The organism is Amycolatopsis sp. VC5-11 (genome assembly GCF_037034185.1).
GTDB classification, from domain to species: Bacteria; Actinomycetota; Actinomycetes; order Mycobacteriales; family Pseudonocardiaceae; genus Amycolatopsis; species Amycolatopsis nivea.
Map to the genome: position 1 here is coordinate 1 of NZ_JBAGKF010000035.1, position 23,009 is coordinate 23,009.

Annotated in this window: 24 protein-coding genes and 1 pseudogene; 10 read left to right on the top strand and 15 right to left on the bottom strand. The window is 68.4% G+C overall.

Annotation, left to right across the window (positions count from 1 at the left end; translation table 11 throughout):
- Window positions 1–231: 231 nt before the first annotated feature.
- From WA670_RS43895 to WA670_RS43910, 4 genes are all read right to left on the bottom strand, one after another.
- Entirely contained in the window at window positions 232–495 is a 264-nt protein-coding gene (locus WA670_RS43895; RefSeq protein ID WP_037818283.1) for a hypothetical protein, read from the bottom strand.
- On the bottom strand, window positions 492–839 hold the full coding sequence (locus tag WA670_RS43900; RefSeq protein ID WP_037818282.1) for a WhiB family transcriptional regulator: 348 nt from the start codon (window positions 837–839) through the stop codon (window positions 492–494). Before WA670_RS43900 ends, WA670_RS43895 begins: the two co-directional genes overlap by 4 nt.
- Before the next feature lie 153 nt (window positions 840–992).
- A complete protein-coding gene (locus WA670_RS43905) occupies window positions 993–1,271 on the bottom strand; it encodes a hypothetical protein (protein ID WP_134732811.1) in 279 nt (92 codons plus the stop codon).
- A 210-nt stretch (window positions 1,272–1,481) separates the two neighbouring features.
- Complete coding sequence (locus WA670_RS43910; RefSeq protein ID WP_238608437.1) at window positions 1,482–3,581, bottom strand: ATP-dependent DNA helicase UvrD2; 2,100 nt, start codon at window positions 3,579–3,581, stop codon at window positions 1,482–1,484.
- Between the two features lie 64 nt (window positions 3,582–3,645).
- Between WA670_RS43910 and WA670_RS43915 the strand changes: the two genes are divergently transcribed.
- On the top strand, window positions 3,646–4,374 hold the full coding sequence (locus WA670_RS43915) for a DUF4191 domain-containing protein (protein WP_134669710.1): 729 nt from the start codon (window positions 3,646–3,648) through the stop codon (window positions 4,372–4,374).
- A gap of 58 nt (window positions 4,375–4,432) precedes the next feature.
- Here the strand turns inward: WA670_RS43915 and WA670_RS43920 are convergent, their stop codons facing one another.
- Window positions 4,433–4,921 carry an RDD family protein gene (locus tag WA670_RS43920; RefSeq protein WP_037818278.1) on the bottom strand — a complete coding sequence of 163 codons (489 nt, stop codon included), beginning with the start codon at window positions 4,919–4,921 and terminating at the stop codon, window positions 4,433–4,435.
- Between the two features lie 172 nt (window positions 4,922–5,093).
- Here WA670_RS43920 and glnA point away from each other — a divergent pair, with 172 nt between their 5' ends.
- Window positions 5,094–6,518 (top strand): type I glutamate--ammonia ligase, encoded by a 1,425-nt coding sequence (gene glnA, locus WA670_RS43925; RefSeq protein ID WP_037818277.1) that lies wholly within the window; start codon window positions 5,094–5,096, stop codon window positions 6,516–6,518.
- 60 nt (window positions 6,519–6,578) lie between these two features.
- Here glnA and WA670_RS43930 read toward each other — a convergent pair.
- Window positions 6,579–7,424: pseudogene (locus WA670_RS43930) on the bottom strand (aminotransferase class I/II-fold pyridoxal phosphate-dependent enzyme); the annotation flags it as partial.
- Between WA670_RS43930 and WA670_RS43935 the strand changes: the two are divergent.
- Window positions 7,406–8,215: a LysR family transcriptional regulator gene (locus WA670_RS43935; protein ID WP_336162101.1), complete on the top strand. Its 810-nt coding sequence runs from the start codon at window positions 7,406–7,408 to the stop codon at window positions 8,213–8,215. The pseudogene WA670_RS43930 and the gene WA670_RS43935 overlap by 19 nt on opposite strands.
- Here WA670_RS43935 and WA670_RS43940 read toward each other — a convergent pair.
- The 5 genes from WA670_RS43940 to WA670_RS43960 are packed head-to-tail and all read right to left on the bottom strand — an operon-like array spanning window position 8,209 to window position 11,092.
- Complete coding sequence (locus tag WA670_RS43940) at window positions 8,209–8,901, bottom strand: methyltransferase domain-containing protein (protein WP_336162102.1); 693 nt, start codon at window positions 8,899–8,901, stop codon at window positions 8,209–8,211. The genes WA670_RS43935 and WA670_RS43940 overlap by 7 nt on opposite strands.
- On the bottom strand, window positions 8,898–9,230 hold the full coding sequence (locus WA670_RS43945) for an ArsR/SmtB family transcription factor (RefSeq protein ID WP_037818270.1): 333 nt from the start codon (window positions 9,228–9,230) through the stop codon (window positions 8,898–8,900). Before WA670_RS43945 ends, WA670_RS43940 begins: the two co-directional genes overlap by 4 nt.
- A 43-nt stretch (window positions 9,231–9,273) precedes the next feature.
- Entirely contained in the window at window positions 9,274–9,672 is a 399-nt protein-coding gene (locus WA670_RS43950) for an arsenate reductase ArsC (RefSeq protein ID WP_037818269.1), read from the bottom strand.
- Window positions 9,669–10,733 carry an ACR3 family arsenite efflux transporter gene (gene arsB / locus WA670_RS43955; protein WP_336162105.1) on the bottom strand — a complete coding sequence of 355 codons (1,065 nt, stop codon included), beginning with the start codon at window positions 10,731–10,733 and terminating at the stop codon, window positions 9,669–9,671. Before arsB ends, WA670_RS43950 begins: the two co-directional genes overlap by 4 nt.
- A complete protein-coding gene (locus WA670_RS43960) occupies window positions 10,730–11,092 on the bottom strand; it encodes an ArsR/SmtB family transcription factor (RefSeq protein WP_134732824.1) in 363 nt (120 codons plus the stop codon). The genes arsB and WA670_RS43960 overlap by 4 nt, the downstream gene beginning before the upstream one ends.
- An 80-nt stretch (window positions 11,093–11,172) precedes the next feature.
- Between WA670_RS43960 and WA670_RS43965 the strand changes: the two genes are divergently transcribed.
- The 3 genes from WA670_RS43965 (at window position 11,173) to WA670_RS43975 (ending at window position 15,230) form a co-directional block, all read left to right on the top strand.
- Window positions 11,173–11,622 (top strand): ArsI/CadI family heavy metal resistance metalloenzyme, encoded by a 450-nt coding sequence (locus tag WA670_RS43965; protein ID WP_336162107.1) that lies wholly within the window; start codon window positions 11,173–11,175, stop codon window positions 11,620–11,622.
- 105 nt (window positions 11,623–11,727) lie between these two features.
- A complete protein-coding gene (locus tag WA670_RS43970) occupies window positions 11,728–13,722 on the top strand; it encodes a hypothetical protein (RefSeq protein WP_336162135.1) in 1,995 nt (664 codons plus the stop codon).
- A 296-nt stretch (window positions 13,723–14,018) separates the two neighbouring features.
- Window positions 14,019–15,230 carry an oxygenase MpaB family protein gene (locus WA670_RS43975; protein ID WP_336162108.1) on the top strand — a complete coding sequence of 404 codons (1,212 nt, stop codon included), beginning with the start codon at window positions 14,019–14,021 and terminating at the stop codon, window positions 15,228–15,230.
- Here WA670_RS43975 and WA670_RS43980 read toward each other — a convergent pair.
- The 4 genes from WA670_RS43980 to WA670_RS43995 are packed head-to-tail and all read right to left on the bottom strand — an operon-like array spanning window position 15,227 to window position 19,514.
- The gene (locus WA670_RS43980) at window positions 15,227–16,369 is read right to left on the bottom strand and encodes a TetR/AcrR family transcriptional regulator (protein ID WP_336162109.1); all 1,143 of its coding nucleotides are present in this window, start codon (window positions 16,367–16,369) and stop codon (window positions 15,227–15,229) included. The two genes, WA670_RS43975 and WA670_RS43980, sit on opposite strands and share 4 nt — an antisense overlap.
- A 51-nt stretch (window positions 16,370–16,420) precedes the next feature.
- A complete protein-coding gene (locus WA670_RS43985; protein WP_037818262.1) occupies window positions 16,421–17,110 on the bottom strand; it encodes an HAD family hydrolase in 690 nt (229 codons plus the stop codon).
- Window positions 17,111–17,142: 32 nt separating this feature from the next.
- Window positions 17,143–18,381: a metal-dependent hydrolase family protein gene (locus tag WA670_RS43990; protein WP_051729523.1), complete on the bottom strand. Its 1,239-nt coding sequence runs from the start codon at window positions 18,379–18,381 to the stop codon at window positions 17,143–17,145.
- Window positions 18,378–19,514, bottom strand: coding sequence for an aminotransferase class V-fold PLP-dependent enzyme (locus WA670_RS43995; protein ID WP_063762914.1), 1,137 nt, complete (start codon window positions 19,512–19,514; stop codon window positions 18,378–18,380). Before WA670_RS43995 ends, WA670_RS43990 begins: the two co-directional genes overlap by 4 nt.
- Before the next feature lie 173 nt (window positions 19,515–19,687).
- Between WA670_RS43995 and WA670_RS44000 the strand changes: the two genes are divergently transcribed.
- The 4 genes from WA670_RS44000 to WA670_RS44015 all read left to right on the top strand — a co-directional run bounded on the left by WA670_RS44000 (window position 19,688) and on the right by WA670_RS44015 (window position 22,985).
- Entirely contained in the window at window positions 19,688–19,915 is a 228-nt protein-coding gene (locus WA670_RS44000) for a DUF3311 domain-containing protein (RefSeq protein ID WP_051171722.1), read from the top strand.
- A 4-nt stretch (window positions 19,916–19,919) separates the two neighbouring features.
- Complete coding sequence (locus WA670_RS44005; protein ID WP_336162112.1) at window positions 19,920–21,425, top strand: sodium:solute symporter family protein; 1,506 nt, start codon at window positions 19,920–19,922, stop codon at window positions 21,423–21,425.
- 13 nt (window positions 21,426–21,438) lie between these two features.
- Complete coding sequence (locus WA670_RS44010) at window positions 21,439–21,975, top strand: helix-turn-helix domain-containing protein (RefSeq protein WP_037818260.1); 537 nt, start codon at window positions 21,439–21,441, stop codon at window positions 21,973–21,975.
- A 74-nt stretch (window positions 21,976–22,049) separates the two neighbouring features.
- Complete coding sequence (locus tag WA670_RS44015; RefSeq protein WP_037818259.1) at window positions 22,050–22,985, top strand: helix-turn-helix transcriptional regulator; 936 nt, start codon at window positions 22,050–22,052, stop codon at window positions 22,983–22,985.
- Window positions 22,986–23,009 lie beyond the last annotated feature (24 nt).

A 23,009-nucleotide genomic window follows, 5' to 3' on the forward strand; every position in this document is an offset into this window, starting at 1 on the left:
GCGGACACCGGGGCACCCGGACGAAGGCAGACCACCGAGGCTCCCGGAAGCGGACACCGGAGCTCCCGGACAAGGCGGGATGCCGGGGCTCGCGAATGGAGGCGGGCACCAGCGTTCCCGGACATGGCGGCGCGCCGGGGCACCCGCATGAAGACGGGGCTCCGGCACGAAGCGGCCGGTCAGGCAAGGAGTCGGGCCATAACCCGGGCTTGCCTGACCAGGCCGTCCGTATTAATTGGGTGGTTGGTAACGCTCCGCGCGGCTGGCCGCCCAGCGGGCTACCCGCGACCAGCGGCGCGCGGCTCGCGCTTGGCGCCACGGGCGTTGGGCTTCATGTTCGGTTATCAGGTCGCGTATTCGCGCTCGGGACAGTTCTTCGTGAAGCAACATCTTCGTGGTCTCCTGAGACTTGTTCTGCTTGGGTTTCGGCTGAACGCGGACCGGTTTTCCGGTGCGGGCCTCGAAATCGCGCGTGGTGATGAGGTCGACGGTCATGCGGCTGCGCTCCGTGCTGCTGCGGCGGGTTCGAGGGCGGCGTTCTTGCGCGGACGGCCACGGGGCCGCTTGCGTGCGATCACCGCGCCGCGCTCGAAGATCTCCCCTCCCCAGACACCCCACGGCTCACGCCGGGCGAGTGCACCCGCGAGGCAGGCCTCGCGGACCGGGCAGGCGGCGCAGAACGCCTTGGCCCGCTCGAGTTCCGCGGGCGATTCGGCGAACCAGAGGTCCGCGTCTCGCGAGCGGCAGGGGAGTTCCGGCTCGGCGACCCCTTCGAGCAGGTCGCCGATGTCGAACCCTTCGGCTAAGGGGCCCTCGGCGAGGGCGATGGCGGATGACATTTCCGTGCTCCTTTGCGATGCGGTGGTGGTGTGGCGGTGGGCGATCGAACTGGACAACTTGTTCCTTCTTGTTGTGCAGCCAAAAAAACACGAAGGCCGCGGATCCGGTTACCGGTTCCGCGGCCTTCGTGAGCCTTGAGTCCTGACGTCAGGTCAGGAACTTCGCTCCCGTATCGACAACGGAACACGGAACTGCTTGATGGTCGGCAGATCGACATCAACCTGCGGGTACGCGGCAACAACGGCGGCGCTCGCGAGAGTGATGCCGACCGGGGCCCCGTTGCGCTCGATGCGACGCAATCCGTCGATGTGACGACGCGTTCCGTCGATGTGCGCGAACGTGGACACACCGGTGCCCTGGCGCGGGGCGTCAACGGTCATGCAGAGAGACAGACCGGTGCCAGGGTTCGTCTGCATCAGATTGCTGATCATTTCACCGGCACCGCCTTTCTCTCTCGGACTGCGCCGCTCGAAGCGGCAGCCGTCGTGTGTTCTTCCCCAGACCGGGCTCTCGCCCGGGTGCCTACGCAGGTTATGCGCCCCGGCGCAACCGGGGCAACTTATTTTCCCAAATCTCTGCCGAAAAGCTGAAGATCGCCTCCGAGCTGCAGGTTCGCCGCATCGATCACCGCGAAGACGCGGTCAAGATCGCATCGACGACCGGACCACGTCGAGCACCTCGGCGCCGAACCGCTCGAGCTTCGTCGCGCCGATCCCGGAGATCGACACCAGCGCGCCGTCGTCGGTCGGCCGTTGTTCGGCGATCGCCATCAGCGTCGCGTCAGTGAACACGACGAACGCCGGGACCTTCAGCTCCCGCGAACGCTCCCCGCGCCACGTCTTCAGCTTCTCCAGCAGATCCTCATCCACTGTGGACGGGCACTTCCCGCACCGGCCGAGCTTGACCTCCATGGTCTGCACCAGCGGACCGCCGCACAGCCGGCAGCGGGCGACGTTCGACCCCGGCTTCGCCGTCTGCTGCGATCGGGCGATGCGCGCTGCCGGGTGGTCCTCCGGGATCAGCCCGTACAGGAACCGCGAGCGGCGCCGGTTGCGTCCCCTGCCCTGTCCGCGCGACAGCGACCACGACAGCGACAGATGCTCCCGAGCCCGCGTGACGCCGACGTAGAACAGCCGTCGTTCCTCTTCGATCGCCGCGTCGTCGCCGTCCGCGTGCAAGATCGGCATCGTGCCCTCGGACAGCCCGACGAGGAACACCGCGTCCCACTCGAGCCCCTTCGCCGCGTGCAGCGACGCGAGCGTGACGCCCTCGACGGTCGGCGGGTGCTGCGCCGCCGCGCGCTGTTCGAGCTCCGCGACGAAGCGCGGCAAATCCGCGTCCTCGACCGCCGCCGCCAGCTCCTCGGCCAGCTCCACCAGCGCGAGCAGCGCGTCCCACCGCTCCTTCGCCGCTCCGCCCGACGGCGGCTGCTCGGTGAGCCCGACCCGCGCGAGCACCGAGCGCACCGCGGTGACCAGCTCCAGCGAGGTCGGGTCCATCGACGCCGTGCGCAACGCCGCCATCGCCTGCCGCACCTCGGTGCGCTGGAAGAACCGCTCGCCGCCGCGGACCAGGTACGGGATCCCGGCTTCGGTGAGCGCCTGCTCATACGCCTCGGACTGCGCGTTCACCCGGAACAGGATCGCGATCTCGCTCGCCGGCACGTCCGCGTCGAGCAGTTCGCGGACCCGCCGCGCGACCGCGCTGGCCTCGGCGGCCTCGTCCTCGTACTCGGCGAACCGCGGGTCCGGCCCCTCCGGACGCTGCCCGATGAGCTTCAGCCGCGACCCGGCCGGACGTCCGCGCGCGGCGCCGATCACGCGGTTCGCGAGCGCGACGACCTGCGGCGTGGACCGGTAGTCGCGTTCGAGACGCACGACGGTCGCCTCCGGGAACCGCCGCGTGAACTCCAGCAGCGACTTCGGCGAGGCGCCGCCGAAGGAGTAAATGGTCTGGTTGGCGTCGCCGACGACGGTGAGGTCGTCGCGGCCGCCGAGCCACGCGTCGAGCAGCCGCTGCTGCAGTGGCGTGACGTCCTGGTACTCGTCGACCACGAAGCAGCGGTACCGGTCGCGGAACTCGGTCGCGACCGCCTCGTGCCGTTCCAGCACCGCGGTGGTCTGCAGGAGCAGGTCGTCGAAGTCGAGGACCTGCGCGTTCGTCTTCAGCTCCTCGTACCAGCGGTAGACCTCGGCGACCTGCGCGACCGGCGCGGGGGTGTCGCGCTGCATCCGCGCGGCGACCGTCGGGTAGTCGTCCGGCGAGACGAGCGACGCCTTGCTCCACTCGATCTCGCTCGCCAGGTCGCGCAGCACCTCGGTCTCGGTGCTCAGCCGGACGCGCTGGGCGGCCTGGGCGACGAGCCGGAACTTGTTGTCGATCAGGTCCCACGGCCGGTCGCCGACGACGCGCGGCCAGAAGTAGCGGAGCTGACGGCGGGCGGCGGCGTGGAACGTCAGCGCCTGCGCCGCGTCGACCCCGAGGCCGCGCAGCCGGGTGCGCATCTCCCCCGCCGCTCGCGTCGTGAAGGTGACGGCCAGTACCTGTCCGGCCGCGACATGGCCCGATCGGACCAGGTGGGCGATGCGGTGCGTGATCGTCCGGGTCTTTCCGGTGCCCGCGCCGGCGAGGACGCACACCGGGCCGCGGGGGGCCGCCGCGGCGGCGCGCTGCTCGGGATCAAGCCCGTCGAGCAGGCTCGCGCGGCTCTGCCGGCTCTGGGGAGACGATGCGATGGCCACCCCGCGATCCTCGCAGAGGGGGCCGACGGATTCCCGGCCGGGCACGCGGCCGTATCCTGGTCATATGGCGGGCAAGCAGGACAAGGAAGCGGCCAAGCAGGCCAAGCGGGAAAAGCGCGCTGCGAGCAAGGCCCGGCGCGGCCAGCTGTTCGAGGCGTTCAAGATGCAGCGCCGCGAAGACCCGATGCTCATCCCCTGGATGGTCGGTTCGATCGTGGTCGTCGCCGGTGTGCTGTTTTGCATCGGGCTCATCTTCGGCATCCAGTGGACGCTGCTGCCGCTGGGCATCGTGCTCGGCATCCTGCTCGCCGTGATCATCTTCGGCAGGCGCGTGCAGCGCACGGTCTACGGCAAGGCCGACGGCCAGCCCGGCGCGGGAGCCTGGGCGCTGGAGAACATGCGCGGCAAGTGGAAGGTCACGCCGACCGTCGCCGCGACGACCCAGCTCGACGCCGTCCACCGCGTGCTCGGCCACCCCGGCGTGATCCTCGTGGCCGAAGGCGCGCCGCACCGGGTGAAGAGCCTGCTCGCGCAGGAGAAGAAGCGCGTGTCGCGGCTGGTCGGCGACACCCCGATCTACGACGTGACGATCGGGCACGAGGAGAAGCAGGTCCCCCTCAAGAAGCTGCAGTCGCACCTGACGAAGCTGCCGCGCAACCTCAAGCCGGCCCAGATCGACGCCCTCGAGGCGAAGCTGGCCGCGCTCGGCTCGCGCGGCGCCGCGATGCCGAAGGGCCCGATGCCCGCGGGCGCGAAGATGCGGAACGTGCAGCGCACCATCCGCCGTCGCTGACACTTGGTTACTGAGAACCCCCGGTCCGCCGCGGCCGGGGGTTCTTCGCGTCCAGGGGTCAGCGCATCCGGATGACGACGGTGTTGGTGACGCGGTCGAGCCAGTTGCGGCCGTCGGCGTTGCGCACCAGCGGCGGGAGCAGCAGCACCGTGAGCACCATCCGCACCAGCGCGCGCCACGCGCCGACCATCGCCGCCCCGTCCAGGCGCGCCACCCGGATGCCGAGGGCCGCCATGCCGGGGGTGAAGCCGAAGAACGTGACCGGGATGACCGTAATGACCGCCCAGACCGCGCCCGCCCAGAGGTTGAACGTCTGCATCGCGGCGGCGTTCTGCAGGTCGTAGCGCACGAACAGGGCCGTGATCAGGGAGGCGAGCACCAGGTCGAGCACGAGCGCGAGGAAGCGCGGGCCGCCGCCCGCGACCGCGCCGACGCCCGATTCGGGCAGGCCCATCGACTCGCCGCGCCACTTCGGGGCCTCGCGCGGGCCCGCCGCGGTGGAGCCGTCGCCCGTGCCCGGCAGCCATTCACCCGTCCATCTCGCCACCCGTCCAGGGTATGCCGGTGGCGCGGACCACATCCGGCCTGGTCGACTGGGCAGTGACGGCGGCCCGTTAACACCCGCGAAACATTCGGGTGACGGTCGGGCAACACCGCCCTCTTAGCGTGAGCCGAAGAGAGTACAGCCGCCGGTAACGAACGAGAAGGAGTCACCGAGGGTGCCCACTACTCCAGACGACATTCAGCGCCTCATCGCCGACGAGAAGGTCGAGTCGATCGACGTCAGGTTCTGCGACCTGCCGGGCGTCATGCAGCACTTCACGGTGCCGGCCAAGGCGTTCGACCTGGAGGCGTACGAAGAGGGTCTCGCCTTCGACGGCTCCTCGGTGCGCGGCTTCCAGTCGATCCACGAGTCCGACATGCTGCTGCTGCCGGACCCCGAGACGGCGCGGATCGACCCGTTCCGCAAGGCGAAGACGCTCTCGCTGAACTTCTTCGTGCACGACCCGTTCACCCGCGAGGCCTACAGCCGCGACCCGCGCAACATCGCGCGCAAGGCCGAGCAGTACATCGCGGAGTACGGCGTCGCCGACAACGTCTTCTTCGGTCCCGAGGCGGAGTTCTACATCTTCGACTCGGTCCGCTTCGAGGACGCCGAGCACCTGTCGTTCCACGAGATCGACTCGGTCGAGGGCTGGTGGAACACCGGTGCCGACACCGAGGGCGGGAACCAGGGCTACAAGACGAAGTTCAAGGGCGGATACTTCCCCGTCCCGCCGGTCGACCACTTCGCCGACCTGCGCGACGACATCGTCCGCACGCTGACGAACTCCGGCTTCGAGATCGAGCGCGCGCACCACGAGGTGGGCACCGCAGGCCAGACGGAGATCAACTACAAGTTCAACACGCTGCTGCACGCTGCCGACGACCTGCAGCTGTTCAAGTACATCGTGAAGAACACCGTGTTCGCCGCGGGCAAGACCGCGACGTTCATGCCGAAGCCGCTCGCCGGCGACAACGGCTCGGGCATGCACTGCCACCAGTCGCTGTGGAAGGACGGCCAGCCGCTGTTCCACGACGAGTCCGGCTACGCGGGCCTGTCCGACACGGCGCGCCACTACATCGGCGGCCTGCTCAAGCACGCGCCAAGCCTGCTGGCGTTCACCAACCCGACGGTGAACTCCTACCACCGCCTGGTGCCGGGCTTCGAGGCCCCGGTTTCGCTGGTGTACTCGCAGCGCAACCGCTCCGCGTGCGTCCGCATCCCGATCACCGGCAACAACGCGAAAGCCAAGCGCGCCGAGTTCCGTTGCCCGGACTCGTCGGGCAACCCGTACCTCGCGTTCTCCGCGATGATGATGGCCGGGCTCGACGGCATCAAGAACAAGATCGAGCCGCCGGAGCCGATCGACAAGGACCTCTACGAGCTGCCGCCCGAGGAGGCCAAGAACGTCAAGCTGGTCCCGGGCGACCTGGGCACCGTGCTGGACACCCTGGAGCAGGACCACGACTACCTGCTCGAGGGCGGCGTCTTCACGCCCGACGTGATCGAGACGTGGATCCAGTACAAGCGCGAGAACGAAATCGACCCGCTGCGGCTTCGTCCGCACCCGTACGAGTTCTCGCTGTACTACGACGTATGATCTGAACTCGCACTCCTCGAATGGCCCGTCAGCATCGTGCTGACGGGCCATTCGCGTTTGTCAGCCGCGGGCGGCGATGAAAGCGGCGACGCAGCGGTCCAGGTCGTCGAGGGAGTGTTCCGACGAGATCTGCACCCGGATGCGGGCCTCCCCCAGCGGCACCACCGGGTAGCTGAAGGCCGTCACGTACATGCCTGACCGCAACATCCGTTCGGCCATGCGGACGGCCTCGGCTGCGTCGCCGAACATCACCGGCACGATGGGGTGTTCGCCGGGCAGTAGGTGGAAGCCTGCCTGGCTCATCCGAGAGCGGAAGGCGGCCGTGTTGCGGTGGAGCGCCGCGCGGCGGGAGGGGTCGGCGAGGTCTAAGGCGGCGAGGGTGCCTGCGACGATCGCGGGTGGGAGGGCGTTGGAGAACAGGTACGGGCGGGAGCGCTGCCGCAGCAGGTCCACGATTTCGGCATGGGCGCTGACAAAACCGCCGGACGCGCCGCCGAGGGCTTTGCCCAGGGTGCCGGTGACGATGTCGACTCGGTCGCGTACGCCTAGGAGTTCGGGGGTTCCGGCTCCGGTCTCGCCGAGGATACCGGTGGCGTGTGAGTCGTCGACCATGACCAGGCAGTCGTGTTTATCGGCTAGGTCGCAGATTTCTCGCAGCGGGGCGATGGAGCCGTCCATGGAGAAGACGCCGTCAGTGACGATGAGTCGGCGGCGGGCGGCAGTGGTCGCCAGTTGGGTTTCTAGCTCGGCCAGGGTGCGGTAGCGGTGGCGGCGCGCCTTGGAAAGTCTGATGCCGTCGATGATTGAGGCGTGGTTGAGAGCGTCGGAGAATACCGCGTCGGGTTGGTCTAGCAGAGTGGCGAATACGCCGCCGTTCGCGTCGAAGCATGAGGAATAGAGGATTGTCGCTCGGGGTCTCCGTGTTCAGCCGCACCACCAGGAGCATTTCGCTGACCGACGAGGGCCGCCGCTATTACGCCCGCGCCACGGAGATCCTCCGGTTGGTCGAGCAGGCTCGACAGGAGGTCGAAGACGCCAGGACCGGTGCGTCCGGCAGAGTACGGATCTCGTGTTCGGCCTTTTTCGGGGTGATGCACCTGAGCCGGTTGATCTTCGGCTTCCAGGATCGCTATCCGGACATTCGCGTCGACTTCGCCCTCACCGACGAACGCTCGGACCTGATCCGCGACGGCGTGGACATCGCGATTCAGCTCGGCCCGCAGCCGGACAGCGAACTGCGCCTGCGTCCGCTCGGGATGGCGCATCAGATTCTGGTCGCGTCACCCGACTATCTCGCGCGGCGCGGAACGCCTGAGTCGCCGGAGGAACTCTCGTCGCACGACGTGATTCGCCGGACCAGCGTCGCCAAGAGCGGCGAGTTGACGCTGATCGACGAACAAGGCACGGAGCACGTCGCGACCTTCACGCCTCGGCTTCGGGTCGATCACGGTCTCGCGGCTCGGGAAGCGCTCGTTGCTGGCCGCGGAATCGCGCCCGTACCGCGGTGGCTGGTGGACGACCTTCTGCGCGACGGAGCACTGCGGGCGGTGCTGCCTGGGTACGGTTGCGCGCCGGTGCCGGTGAATCTTCTCGTCGTGCCGGAGCGGGCGGAGCTGACGCGGGTGCGGCTTTTGCGGGACTTTCTCGCGGACGAAATCACCCAGGTTCCGGGAGTGGGGCCGCTGCTTCGTCAGTGAGGCTTGCTGGCGCGGATGATCGCCGAGTACAGCTTGTTTCCGACCTCGTGCGTACGCCGGATGTCCACGTCCACGAGACCCGCAGCGTGGAGCAAGGCTCGGTAATCGTCCGCCGTCAGTGCTCCGCCGAGGCATTCCTCGTCGGCGGCTGCGCGCTCCGCCGCGGTCAGCGTTTCCTCGGCGAGGAGGTCGGTCACGCCGAGGCGGCCGCCGGGACGCAGCACGCGCGCGACTCCCGCGAAGACAGCCGGTTTGTCCGGCGACAGGGCGATGACGCAGTTGGAGATCACGACGTCGACAGTGTTGTCCGGCAAGGGAATCGCTTCGATCGTGCCTTTGACGAACTCGACATTCGCGACTTCCGCCTCCGCGGCCTGCCGTCGGGCGAGAGCGAGCATTTCGTCGGTCATGTCGAGGCCGATGGCGCGGCCGGCGGGTCCGACGCGCCGCGCGGAAAGCAGGACGTCCAGGCCGCCACCGGAGCCGAGGTCGAGGACAGTTTCGCCGGGGCGCAGGTCGGCGACGGCGAGCGGGTTTCCGCAGCCGAGGCTGGTGGCTGCCACGGTTTCGGGGACGTCTTCCCCGGCGTAGTGCTGTGCGCCGAGTTCCCCGGTGGCTTCGCCGGCCAGCGCTCGTCGTGCGGCGTTGGCGTAGCGTTCCCGGACCGCGTCCTGATCTGGACTCATCTCGGTACCTCGCAAGCGATGTCGGCGAAGGGGACGGCGGCGCGGCCCATGACGACGTCGGCCGCGCTGGGGAAGCAGGACAAACACCGCTCGTTCACCCGGTACAACCGGGCGGTGCCGTGCGGCTGCACGAGGACGAACCGGGCTTCGGTGAGGATCTTCAGATGCGCGGAGACGGTCGATTGGCTCACGCTTACCTGCTCGACGATTTCGCCGACCGACAGCGGGCGGTCCGCGGAAGCGATCAGGTGCAGGATCTGGACGCGCGTCGGATCCGCGAGCGCGCGGAACCATCCGGCGTAGGTCTCCGCCTCGGCTCGGTCCAACACGGCAACTCCCTTCATCGTCCATCGACGATAGACGATGAAGGGCTCAGTTGGCTAGTTCGGCGAGCAGCGCCCGGACCCGGCGGTCGATCTCGTCGCGAATGGGGCGGACCTGCTCGGCCGGGAGGCCGGCCGGGTCGTCGAGCTGCCAGTCCAGGTAGCGCTTGCCGGGGAAGACCGGGCAGGCGTCGCCGCAGCCCATGGTGATGACGACGTCCGCCGACTGGACGCCCTCGACGGTCAGGGGCTTGGGGAATTCGCGGGACAGGTCGATGCCGAGTTCGGCCATTACCGCGACGACGGCCGGGTTGACCGTGTCGGCCGGCGCGGATCCGGCGGACCGGACGACGACCTTGCCGCGCGCGTGATGGTGCAGCAACCCGGCCGCTATCTGCGAACGCCCGGCGTTGTGCACGCACACGAAGAGCACTTCGGGGACGCTCATGACGCAACCGCCGCAGTCGCGAATCGACGGCGAAGCGCGAGAGACACGTAGACCAGCGCGACGAGGACAGGCACTTCGATGAGCGGCCCGACCACTCCGGCGAGCGCCTGTCCGCTCGTGGCGCCGAACGTGGCGATCGCGACCGCGATGGCGAGCTCGAAGTTGTTGCCCGCCGCGGTGAACGCCAGGGTCGTGGTCCGCTCGTACGACAGGCCGACCGCCTTGCCGACCGCGTAGGAGCCCGCCCACATGAGTCCGAAGTAGACCAACAGCGGCAGTGCGATCCGGGCGACGTCGAGCGGACGGCTGGTGATCTGGTCTCCCTGCAACGCGAACAGGACCACGATGGTGAACAGCAGCCCGTACAGCGCGACCGGCCCGACCTTCGGCAGGAACCGGGATTCGTACCAGGTGCGGCCCTTCGCGCGTTCGCCCAGCCGCCGGGAAAGGTAGCCGGCGAGCAGCGGGATGCCCAGGAACACCAGCACGCTCTTGGCGATCTGCCACGCGGAAACGCTCAGATCGGCTTGCGGCAGGCCGAGCCATCCGGGCAGCACGGCGAGGTAGAACCAGCCGAGGACGCCGAACATGACGACCTGGAACACCGAGTTGAGCGCGACCAGCACGGCGGCGGCTTCCCGGTCGCCGCAGGCGAGGTCGTTCCAGATGATCACCATCGCGATGCAGCGGGCGAGGCCGACGATGATCAGCCCGGTCCGGTATTCCGGCAGGTCGGGCAGCAGCAGCCAGGCGAGCGCGAACATCAGCGCCGGGCCGATCAGCCAGTTCAGCACCAGCGACGGCCACAGCAGCCGCCGGTCCGCGGTCACGCTGCCGAGCCGGTCGTAGCGGACTTTCGCCAGCACCGGGTACATCATCACGAGCAGCCCGAGCGCGATCGGCAGCGAGATCCCGTCGACCTCCACCGCGGACAACACGGTGTTCAACCCCGGAATCCACCGGCCGGCCAGCAGCCCGAGCACCATCGCGGCGGCGATCCACACCGGGAGGAAGCGGTCCAAAGTAGACAGTTTGCCGACGACGCCGGTTTCCGCCGTCATGCCCGAGCCTCCGCATCGCTCGGGACGAGCACGGCCGAGAGCCGGGCGAGGACTTCCGGATGGACGCGGTAGTAGACCCAGGTGCCGCGCCGCTCCCCGGTGATCAAGCCGGATTCGCGGAGCACCTTCAGGTGATGGGAGATCGTGGGACCGGTCAGGTCGAACGCGTCGGTCAGGTCGCAGACGCACGCTTCCCCGCCCGCGTGGGACGCGATCAGCGACAGCAGCCGCAGCCGCACCGGGTCGGACATCGCCTTGAACAGCTTCGACAGCTCCGCGGCCTGATCCTCGGACAGCGGTTCGCGCGCCAACGGGGTACAGCACGCGCTGATCGCCGCCAGCAGGATTTGCTTCGACATACGTCTATCTTGACAGATCTCTAGATAGACAGCAATCTAGGTCCATCCTGTTTCGACAACCATCTATTCAAGGAGTGCCGATGTCTCGAGTTCAGCTCGCCCTGCGGGTCGGTGACCTGGCTGGTTCGATCGACTTCTACTCAAAGCTGTTCGGCGTCGAACCGGCCAAGCTCCGGCCGGGTTACGCCAACTTCGCCGTCGCGGAGCCCGCGCTCAAGCTCGTGCTGCTGGAAGGCGCACCGGGCCAGAACACCGTCTTGGACCACCTCGGCGTCGAGGTCGAATCGACCGACGACGTCAACGAGGCCAGCAAGCGGCTCACCGGAGAAGGCCTGGCGACGTTGACCGAGGACAACACCACCTGCTGCTACGCCGTGCAGGACAAGGTGTGGGTGCACGGTCCCGGACAGGAGCCTTGGGAGGTCTACACCGTCAAGGCGGATTCCCAGACGTACGGCTCCGACAGTGCCGCGCTCGCCACGTGCTGCACGTCCGATGAGGCGGCCAAGCCAGAGGGTTGTTGCGCCTGACAACCGGTGGCGCGTTCCACGGTGCTTCGCGGGCACGGACAGGCACGCCCTACGCTGCCAACGTGCCCGCTTCGGACCGGCAAGGACGGTAAACCCACCGTGCGCATGTATTTCGAGCCCGAGGACGCCGACGCGTTCGAGGCGGCCAAGGCCCTGCTGGTCCGGCGCTGCGCGGCCGATGACGAGCACGTCGATCCACTGACAGTGGAATCGGCGCTGAACTTCCGGCACCACAGCATCGACGGTCGGCTGGGCTACTGGACGACAAGTCTGGTCGCGGAATTCCTGTTGTCCTACACGCCTCGGACGCTGTCGGCCGCTCCCGAGGACGCGGCCGGCGTCCCGGACGATCTGCGGCTGTTCCTGCGCTGGCTGCACGCGAACGAACTCGCCGACCCCACGGGCGATCCGCTGGCCGACCTCGACGCCGCGGCGGTGAACGCCAGCTACGGATTCGCCGCGGCGATGGCCGACGAACGGAACTTCGGTGTGGCCAAGTTCTGGGTCATGAACGCGCTCCGGCAGGGCATCGATCCCACGGACAACGCGGCCATGGAACGTTTTCTCGACGAAGTTCGTGCGGGGAACGTCGACTTCGACGAAGCAGTGCTCGAAGAGATCGCCGCCCGGCACCTCCTCGACGGCGGCCAGCCTGAACGTGCGGTGCCGCAGCTGCCGGTGTCGCTTCCGCCGGACGCGGAGCTCGCGGCGGCAGCCGAGCGGACACCGGTCGTCGCCCGGTTGCGCGCACTGGTCGAATGGGTCGGCGACGGCCGGGCGCTGACCTCGACCGGCCAGCTGAAACTGGCCGATGCGCGCGAGCTGGTGGACCTGCTGGGCACTGGCGACCGGATCGATCCGACGATCGGCGACCGGGTTTTCCGGACCCAGAGCAGCGCCGACCTGCCCGTGCTGGCCGGACTGGTCGAGCTGGCGAAAGAGATCCGCGTCGTCCGGGCGGTCAAGGGCAAGCTGGTGCGCGTCGCGAAGAACGCGCGGCTGCTCCGGGACAGTCTCGCTCTCTGGATCGCGGCGTTCGACGCACTGCCCTCCCCCGAACTCGTCGTGCAAGGACGCTGGGTGCCGCAGTACACCGTGCTGTTCGGCGAAATCATCGACATAGTACTGCCGGACGTGCTCAACACTCTTTACGGCTTTCCCGAACCGATGCCGGTGGTCCGGCTCGAGGAAACCGTCTGGCTGTCCTTCCTCGAAGCCGTCTGGCTTGAGGACCCGGACGATCCGGAGACGCGTCACGGAATCGGCGCCGATCTGCGCCGGGTGTTCGCCACGCTCGCGGACTTCGGCGCGGTCACGCTCACGACCGGCGCGCCCGATCCGATTTTCCGCGCCGATCTCGGCCCGGACGGGCCCGCCGGGTTTCCGCCGGACACCGACGCCCGCCTGCGGACCGCGCTTTCCGGCGAAAGCACCGACCTGGTGAGCCTGACTCCGTTGGCGGCTCGGGCGGTCCGCGCCCGCATGGTCGCCGAAGGCCGCCACGCCCCGCTGATCGGGGAGCTGTCCGAGGCCGAACCCGCCGGGTTGCTCGGCTTGCTCTCCGAGCACTACCCGCAGGAAGCCGCGAAAGCGGAATTGACCAACTGGATGGCCGCGTGCGGAGGACGGCAACTCGCGCTTCCGCTCCTGCTGAACGCAATCCGCCGCAGCCCGTTCCGCACGCGCGCGCGAGCGATGCTCGACGTGACGGTCCAGGCTCTTCCCGACGGCACCGCGGTGCTGCGGGAACTGAGCCACGACCGGCAGCTCGGACCCATCGCCGTGCAACTCCTCATCGACGACGGCGAGTTCCCGATGGAGGACCTCGGCGAACAGGAAGCACTGCGCGGCATGGCCGAGCACTTCATTCACCTGCTCGAAACCGGCGGCCCCGAGGCGGTCTCCGACACTCTCGCCACGATCCCGCCCGACGAGGTTCGCGGCTTGACCGCGAACGTGCTCGCCTGCGGCCATCCCGACGAGACGGGCTTGGCGGAGCTTCGGGAGGTGTTCGCCCGGCCGCGGCCTGGACACTCGACCGCGCATCCGCTGGCCGGGGTTTCCCGGTCTTCGAACAAATCGCGCAAGAAGCGGCGCTGAGCCCACGCGGGCGAGCACCCCGGCTGTCCTGACTGGCCCGGACCGACGTCCGGGACTCCTGCCTGCGCGCCCGGCCGATCCGCGCCCATGATCCGGACCGCATCCGCTGATGCCGGTGCCAGCGAGCGCCCCGGCCGGTCGTTGATCCGGAGCGGCGACACCTCTTGCCACCAGCTGTCCGGCGCCGTTATGTTAATGAGAAATCACTTCTTCCGAGACTGTCGACAGGGGGCGGCTAGCAGCCCCTGGCCGGTGATGGGATGGCAACGACGCCTACCAGAGAGGCAGACAAGTACATGGAGAATCTCAGCAGAAGGAAGGTGCTGACCCTCGGCGCGGCGTTGGGCATCGCGGGGATGGCGGGCACCACCGGCACCGCGTGGGGTTGGTCGAGCAAGGGGTCCATCGCCGGGAGCGGGACGGGGGCCGATCCGTTCCAGGTGTGGGACGACAGCGCGGACGCGGTCGCCAAGGCGTTGCTGGCCGAGGGCAAAGTAGCGGCGGTCAACAAGGCCTGGGAGGGCTGGATCGACAACGACGCGCCGTTGCCCGCCGGCATGCCGGACTATCTGGTGGCGTATCTGCAGCAGGTCAACAAGCTGCCGTCGTGGGCGGATCCGGCGAAGCTTGCCGCGTCGGAGAAGCTTTATACCCGGTTGAGCAGTTATCTGTTCGTCTCGGAGACGCTCGGCAGCGGGATCATGAGCACCGTCATTCCGCGGGAGGCGCGGGCGGTTTACTGGTCGGCCGGCGGCGCGGACATGAAACAGCGGGCGGCCAAGACGTTCACCTTCGGCTACGACTTGCACAACTCCAAAGCTTGGGCGCCGGACGGGCATTTCGTCGTTACGGCCAACAAGACTCGGCTCGTGCACGCGGCGGTGCGGAATTTACTGCCGACGTCGGCGAAGTACCAGGCAGGCGCGGATCAGCCCAAGCCGATCAGCAACGGGGACATTCTGCGGACGTTCCATTCTGTGGCGACTTTCGCGCGCAGCAACATGCTCAAGTGGCACATCGCGTTGTCGACGGCGGAGCAGGACGCGGATCTGCATGCCTGGCAGGTCGCGCTGCATCTGCTCGGCGTCCAGGAGCAGTTCATTCCGCAGACCTGGGCGGACGCGGAAGCGCAGGCGCAGCAAATGTTGTGGCCGGTGCTCGGGCCGACCGAGGAAGGGGTCAGCCTGGCGAAGACGTTGCTCGGGTATATCGAGAATCCGACGCTCGGGCTCGATTCCGGGTTCGTCAACGAACTGGTGCGGTATCTGCTCAACGACCAGATGGGCGATTGGCTCGGACTCCCCCGCGACTACGCGCAGGCGGCGTTGGTGCGGATCGAATGGCCTGCTTATGTGGCGTTCCGGGAAGGGACGTCCAAGATCATGCCGGGCAGTTTCTATCTCTTCGATCAGTTCGTGCGCGGCATTTCGATGTTGTACCTCAACAACGGGACCTCGCCGACGCAGACGCCGATCACGCTTCCGACGGCGAATCGGCCGGGAGCCTAGAGACCGAGTGCGCTCAACAGGAAAGCGGTAGCGGCGGCGCGGTGGCCGGGAGTGTCCTCCCACCGCAGCCGCCGGCCGGTTTCGACTACTGCGCCGAAGCCCGCGTGCACCAGTACGCGGGCTTGGTGCGCGTCCAACTCCGGCCGGGCGAGGCGGAGTTGTTGTTCCCAGACAGCGATGTGCTCGCGTTGGGCGAGGATCAGCGGGCGTTGCAACGCGGCGGGCAGGCCGCCCAGTTCGGCTGCGGCGACGTTGGTCAATGCGGTGTGTTCGAAGCTGTACGCCACGTAGGTCGCGGCCAGAACGGGCAGGGCTTCCGCACCGGTGGTGCCGTGGAGGTTTTGTTCTACGGCTTGAGACAGGAGTCCTGCGGCTTGCAGGCAGGCTGCCGCCAGGATTTCGGCTTTGTTGGGGAAATGGCGGTACAGCGCGGAAGGCACTATGCCCACGGCTTCGGCGATGCGGGCGTTCGTGACGGTCGCGAATCCGTCGCGCTCGAACAACGGCACCGCGGCGGCGAGGATCTGCGCGCGGCGGGTCCGTGCGACGGGCTGGGCGGGCAGCTCCACCGAAGGCGCGGTCGGGGTGATCGTCGACGTGGCGAGGCGGAGGGCGGATTCGGTCAGCAAGTTCTCGGCGCGATGGTGGGCGATCGACGTGCGGTGCATGGTGATCGAGCCGATCGCGCCGAGTGCGGCTACGGCCCGGAGGTCCGCGTCCGGGGACGGCTGCACTACCTCGGTCACGCGCGCGACAACTTGGGCGAATTTCGCGCTCAGCACGCGCCGGTCCGGTCGGTCGAGGTAGCGGGCTTCCCAGCGGTACAGGCCGCCGGACTCGCGGTGGGCGACCGTGACCTGGGCCAGCGGGCGGAGGACGGCCGCGGCTGGTGCGTCAGCGGGCACCGTGTCGAGGGCGGCGACGAGACGGTCCGCCATCACGTTGGCGCACTCGGTGAAGAGGGCGTACTTGTTCGGGAAATGCCGGTACAGCGCCGCGGCGGTGATCCCGACGGCGGCGGCGATCTCCTCCATCGACGCCGCGTGGTAGCCGCGCTCGCTGAAGGCGCGGCCCGCCGCTTCGACGATGAGCTGCTTGCGATTGCGCGGACGGGTCGCCGCAGCCGGTTCGGAGGTCACTGCGGACCCCGAACACGCGGATGCGGAAGTACGGCCATGCCGGCCAGTCAATCACGAGACGGGCGGGTCTTCACGCGGGCGGACGCGTGGTTGCCGCCACCGCCGGATCCAGGCCAGGAGGTCCGCGTCGCGCAGGGACGGGACCACGACGTCGGCGGGAAACTCGGTGCCGGACAACGTCGGGACCCCGACCACTGGCACGCCGGCGGCGCGGGCGGACCGAAGGCCGGTCATCGAGTCCTCGAAGGCGAGGGCCGAAGCCGGAGCCACGCCGAGCCGGGCGCAGGACGTCAGGTAGATCTCCGGAGCTGGCTTCGGCGCGACGACCTCGTCGGCAGCCACGCTGATCGAGAACTCGAAGCCGCCTCGCTTCAACGCGGCTTCCAGGAGTGCGCGCGGCGAGTTGCTGGCCACCGCGACCGGCACCGCGGCGGCGGCCAGTTCGACCAGTTCGTGGGCACCGGGCATCGCTTCGGCTTTGGCGGACACCACGTCGGTCACCATGGCCAGCAGCTCGTCCGCGATCGCGGGACCGTTGCCCGGTTCGCCGAAAACCTCGGCCATGGTGTCGGCCGCCGCGGCGAGCGATTTGCCGATGACCAGCGCCTTCTGCTCCGGTCCGAACGGGAGTCCGCGGCGGGCGAAAAGCTCCGTTTCGCCGACCGACCAGCAGGGTTCGGTGTCCATCAACAGTCCGTCGCAGTCGAAGACGACCGCCTGTGGCGTCCAGTCGAACAGCATTGGATCCCTTCCGTCAGCGGATCTTCAGTCTGTCATCGTCCGGCCCCCTGTTCGAGGTTTCGGCGGATGCACTCCCGCGCAGCCGAATCGCCCGTTCCCAGGTCGGTGTTGCGGATTTCGTGGCGAAGACCGTCCGCCAGGACGAAACGCGGGTGATGCAGCGAAGCCAGCGACTCGGTCGGGTCGCCGTCCACCGCGATCACGTCCGCGCGCAGACCGGGGACCAATCGACCGGTTACGTCCGACAGGCCGCACACGCGAGCGGCGACGGAGGTGGCGCTGGCGATCGCTTGGCGCGGAGTCATTCCGGCTTCGGCGAAGGTGTCCAGACAGTCGGCGTAGCGTTCGAAGTGCACGAGCGGGATTCCAGCGTCCGTCCCGGCGACGATGACGGCTCCCAAGGCGATCAGCGCGCGCAGGTTGCCGACCACGGCGTCGCGTTCGTCCCAGGGGCACATGTAGTCCGCTGCGGTGCAAGCGGTGTTCATGGTCGGGCTCACGGCGATTCCGCGGGAAACGATCATCTGGGCGATTCGCGGATCGAATTCCGTACCGGTGCGGGTGACCCAGCCGCAGTGTTCGATGCAGTCGACCCCGGCGAGTACGGCTCGTTCGATTCCTTCGACGCCCAGCGCGTGCGTCGTGACCGGCAGGGAACGGTCGTGTGCTTCGGACACCAACGCGGTCAGCTCATCCACGGTGTAGCGCGCTTGCGCCGGATGACTGCCGGGGGTCATGAAGCCGCCGGTGGTCATGACTTTGATCAGGTCGACGCCGTCCTCCGCGTGCTGTTTGACCCTCGCGCGGACCTGGTCGACGCCGTCCGCGATGCCGCCCATGGACGCGGCGTGGCCGTTGGTGACGGTGATCGGGGCGTTCGCGGCGAGGATTCGCGGGGTGGCGTTCGGGGCGGCGGCAAGCAGGTCTCGTACGCGGGTGCCCAGGGTGCCGGGCGCGCCTAGATCGCGGGCGGTGGTGACTCCGGCGTCGAGCAATCGCTGCGCGTTGGCGATCATCCGGCGGCTCAGCACGTCGTCATCGCTGGGCATTTCCAGGCTGACTTCGCCGGAACCCGGGTCCTGGCAGAGGTGGACGTGACAGTCGATCAATCCGGGCATCAGGGTGACGTCGCCGAGGTCGGTCACCGGGCCGTCCGGAGCGGAATTCCGGGGTCCGGCATAGGTGAGCACGCCGTCCGAGACGGCGACGGCGGCGTCGTGGACCAGCGGGGCGGACGCGTCAGTCAAGAGCCGCGCGGCGGTGAGGATCATGCTTGCCTCCGGTATTCCGCGAGCGCCGTGCACAGGCGGTCGATGTCGTCGGTGGTGTTGTAGCAGTGGAAGGAGATCCGCAGGTTCGACCCGCGCGGCGCGGTGACGATGCGGCGGGCGGCGAGGAAGTCCGCCAGGGCAACGGGATCGGCGTCGACCAATGCGACTTGCGGGCCGGGGCGAGCGTCGGGGGCCGGTCCGTTCAGGGTTTCGCCAGCAGCGGTGAGGCGTTCGGTGGTTTCCGCGACCAGGCGTTCGACGTGGGCCCAGGCTGCGGCGGGATCGAGGTGGCTGAGGACTTCGATGCCGGCGCGGGCGGCGTAGGCGGCGGGGATTCCGGGAGTGCCGGATTCGAAACGGCGGGCGCTGGTCGGGACGTCGAGGAGCGCGGGATCGAAGTCCAACGGGTCGACGCGGCCGAACCAGCCGGTCATCCGCGGCGGCTGGTGGTCTTCGACGCCGCTGCGGGCGAACAGCACCGCGATTCCGGGCAGGCCAAGCAAATACTTGAGGGTGCCGGTGACCAGATAGTCGCAGTCCAGTTGTGTGACGTCTACGGGGACGACGCCGACCGCTTGGTAGGCATCGACTAAAACTCGGGCCCCGACGGCTCGCGCGTGTTTGGCGATTTCGTTCACCGGTTGCAGGGAACCGTTGGTGTACAAGGCGAACGGGATCGATACGAGCCGAGTCGACGAGCCGATCTGAGCCCGGTAAGCCTCGATCACCCCGAGCGAACGCATCGCGTCCTGGCTGACCCACCGCATCTGCTCGCGTGCCGGACGTTGCGCGTGCAGCACCTGCCCGACGCTGGGAAACTCCGACGCCATCGACACAATCACGCCGCCGTCGTCGAAGTCGACCGCGTTGACCGCCTGAAAAGCGGCGTGCGACGCAGAGGGCACCAACGCGATCTCGTCCGGGTGCGCGTGGAGGAAACCCGCCGCGGCGGTGCGCAAACGCTCGACTTCGGTCATCCACGGACCCCACGGCGCACCCTGGTCGCGCAGCGAATACGCCAGCTCCCCCAATGCCGCGGTGACCTGCGTGGAAACCGCGCCCTGGCTGCACGAAGCCAGGTGCGTGGTGTCGGCCAAACTGGGGAACTGGGCACGGAACCGGTCGGGATCCACGAGGCACCTCCGCGAGAACTGCCGTCAGCCACAGTGAACAGTGAGCACTTCCACTGCGCAACCCTCTCTCGCGTCGCCACGATTGTCGTGATTGACGCAACACAAGTCATCGCTCACACTGATGCACATTCATCCAGGCTGAACACATCGACGTGGGTAGCTGAGGAGCGATCATGACCCGAACCGCACCAGGCAACCGCCGCCGCTGGCATTGGCTTCTGCTCGTCGTCCCGTTCGCGTGGTGCGTCGCGGCGATCCCCCTGGTCAACCGGATCGACTACGTCTTCGGCTCGATCCCGTTCCTGCTGGTGTGGATGACCGCGGGCGTGCTGATCGGCTCGGGCGCGATCGGTCTCGTCTACGCGATCGACCGCCGCCGCGGCGACCTGGACCGGGTGTAGCGCGATGGCACTGGCACTCGCTCTCCTGATCGCGGTCGGCTCGATCGTCTGGGGCACCGTCGCCGCCGCGCGCGGCCGGGCGATGAATCTGCAGGAATGGTCCGTCGGCGGACGCCGGTTCGGCACCTGGCTGTTCTGGTTCCTGCTGGTCGGCGAAACCTTCACGACGTTCGCGCTGCTCGGCGCGTCGCAGGGCGTGTTCAGCAACGGCGCGCCCGGGTTCTACGTCCTCGGCACGGTCGTGCTGACCGCGGCGGTCGGCTACTGGGTGGTGCCGAAGATCTGGCGCGCGGGCAAACAGCACGGCCTGGTCACCATGGCCGACTACTTCACCACCCGCTTCGAAGCCCGCTGGTTCGGCGGCCTGATCGCGGTCTTCGGGATCGTCGCGCTACTGCTGTACGCCCAGGTCCAGTTGACCGGGCTCAGCCTGATCCTGGCGAGCCTGTTCGGCAGCGAGGTCCCGTCGCTCGTCTACGTCGTCGCCGGCGGGGCACTGGTCGCCGGGTTCGTGCTGGTCGGCGGGATGCGCAGCGCCGCGTTCACCGCGATCGTCAAGGACGTCCTGCTGATCGCGATCCTGCTCGTGGTCGCGATCGGCGCGGCGGACGCGGCCGGCATGAGCGGTCCGCTCGGCGTGTTCGACGCGATGAAACAAGCGCATCCGAACGGCGCGACACTGCCCGGACTCCACGGTTCGACCGCCACGAACACCTGGTGGTGGATGAGCTTCCTGCTGCTCACGCCGTTGGGCTCGTTCGCGCTGCCGCACATGTTCCAGGTCTCCTACAGCGCGAAGGACGTCGCGACGATCCGCCGCAATCAAGTCGTCCAGCCGCTGTATTCGCTGTTCTACGTCCTGATCGTGATGATCGCGCTCGCCGCGGTGCTCGCGCTGCCGAAGCTGACCGACAAACAGGCGAACGCGTCGCTGCTGATTTTCGTGCGCGAGAAGTATCCGGAATGGGTCATCGGGTTGCTCGGCGGCGCGGGCATTCTCGTCGCGCTCGTGCCGACCGCGGTGCTCGTGCTCGCGGCCAGCAGCCTGTTCACCCGCAACGTGCTCGGGGCCCGGTCGAAGAAATGGGCCTCGTCGCTGACTGCGATGCGCGTGGGCGTCCTCGTTTTCACTGCGCTTTCCGTACTTCTTGTCGCGCACAGCAACGAAAAACTGTTGAGCATCATGACGAACGTGTACAGCGCCGTCGGCCAGCTGGCTCCCGCGCTGTTCCTTTCGATGCTGTGGCGCCGGGTCACCGCGCCCGGACTGGCGGCGGGTGCGTTGTGCGGCGGGCTGATCGTCGGCGTGCCCGCGCTCGGCTCGCTCGTCGCGCACGCGATGCCGCCCGGGACCGTCGTCGGATTGCCCGCGCTCGTCGTCAACTTGATCGTGACCGTGGCGGTCAGCCTGGTGACCCGCCCGCCGTCGCGAACCGCGGTCGAAGTCGGGACAGGGGACCGCCCAGCGGGACCTGCGGAGACCAGTGACCTGCGCCGGAGCACCGTTTGACGATAATGATCGGGTGACCGTGACGAGGATCCGCGAATTCCGCACCCTGCGCGGGCTGACCGTGCGCCAGCTCGCCGACCAGGCGGGCGTGTCGACCGGGTTGATCAGCCAGGTCGAGCGGGGCGTCACCGACCCCAGCCTGGAAACCATGCGGCGCATCGCCGAGGTGCTCGACATCCCGCTGTTCAGCCTGTTCCAGGAGCCGGACGAGGAAACCGTCGCGGTGATCCGGCACGACGACCGGTACCGGATCTCCTCGCCGCACCACGCGATCACCTACACCCGCGCCTCCCCCGGCGGCGCGAAGCTCGAGGTGCTCGAAGGCGTGCTCGAACCCGGCGGCGCCTCGTCCGACGAACTGCGCTCGCATCCCTCCGAGGAATGCGTGGTGGTGATCGCCGGACGGCTGACCGTCCAGGTCGGCGAGCAGACGCACGTGCTCAAGACCGGCGACAGCTGCCACTTCGATTCGACCATCCCGCACCGCTTCCGCAACGACGGCCGGACCACCGCCCGTTTCCTCGTGAGCGTCACTCCACCGAGTTACTGATACTTCCGTCGGAAGTATCCTGACCAAAATTGGTCTAGACTTTTCGTTCCGAAACCGGCGAAAAGGACGGACTGATGCGAGGGACGACGGTGCCTCCGGGAATGTGCTGCCGACCGGTCAAAACCGGTGAACTTCCGCTGCACCGGCTCGAGGTGCCCGCGCCGGACGCGGTGCCGTTCGCGGTCGGGTCCTTCGACGCGGTGGGCCCGTTGTCGCGGGCGGAATTCCCGCACCGGCACACGTTTTACGAAATCGTGCTCGTCACCGGAGGGACCGGCGCGCACGTGGTCGACCTGACGCGGTGGGAGCTGAGCCCGCCGCACCTCGGCGTCGTCACGCCGGGCCAGGTGCACCACTGGGAGGCGAGCGAACTCGCCGGATCGGTCGTGCTGTTCACCGACGACTTCCTCTTCGACCATCCGGCCGACCGCGAAACCCTGCGCAGGCTGCGCGAACGGCCGTGGCTGCGGCTGGACCGGGCCGAACACGACCGGACCGCGCGGCTGATCGCCGAACTCGAGGAGGAATTCCGGCGCGGCGGCGAGGACGGCGAATCCGTGCTGCGCGCACTGCTGCACGTGTTGATCGTGCGCGCCGGGCGGCTTCCCGGGATTCCGTCCGCGCCGGCACCCGCCCGCGCCCGTGCGGTAGCGGCGGAATTCGCGCAGCAGGCGGAAAAATCGGAGCTGGGACTGTGGTCGGTGCGCGCGCACGCCGAACGGCTCGGCGTCACTCCGGGCTATCTCACCGAGGCCGTCAAGGCGGCAACCGGGCGTACCGCGGCGGAATTGGTGCGCGAGGCACGGACCCAGGAGGCGAAACGGTTCCTGCTGCGGACGAATCTGTCCGTGCGGCAGGTCGCCAGCCGCGTCGGATTCGCTGACCCGGCCTACTTTTGTCGGTTCTTTCGGCGCGAAACCGGGTTGAGCCCCGGCGGATTCCGCCGCACCGGCGACACCGCCCCGAAGATTCACCACGACTGCATGACTCCGTCCATCGCTGCGGGCTGATCTCCTCCCTACCGTCGAGGGGAA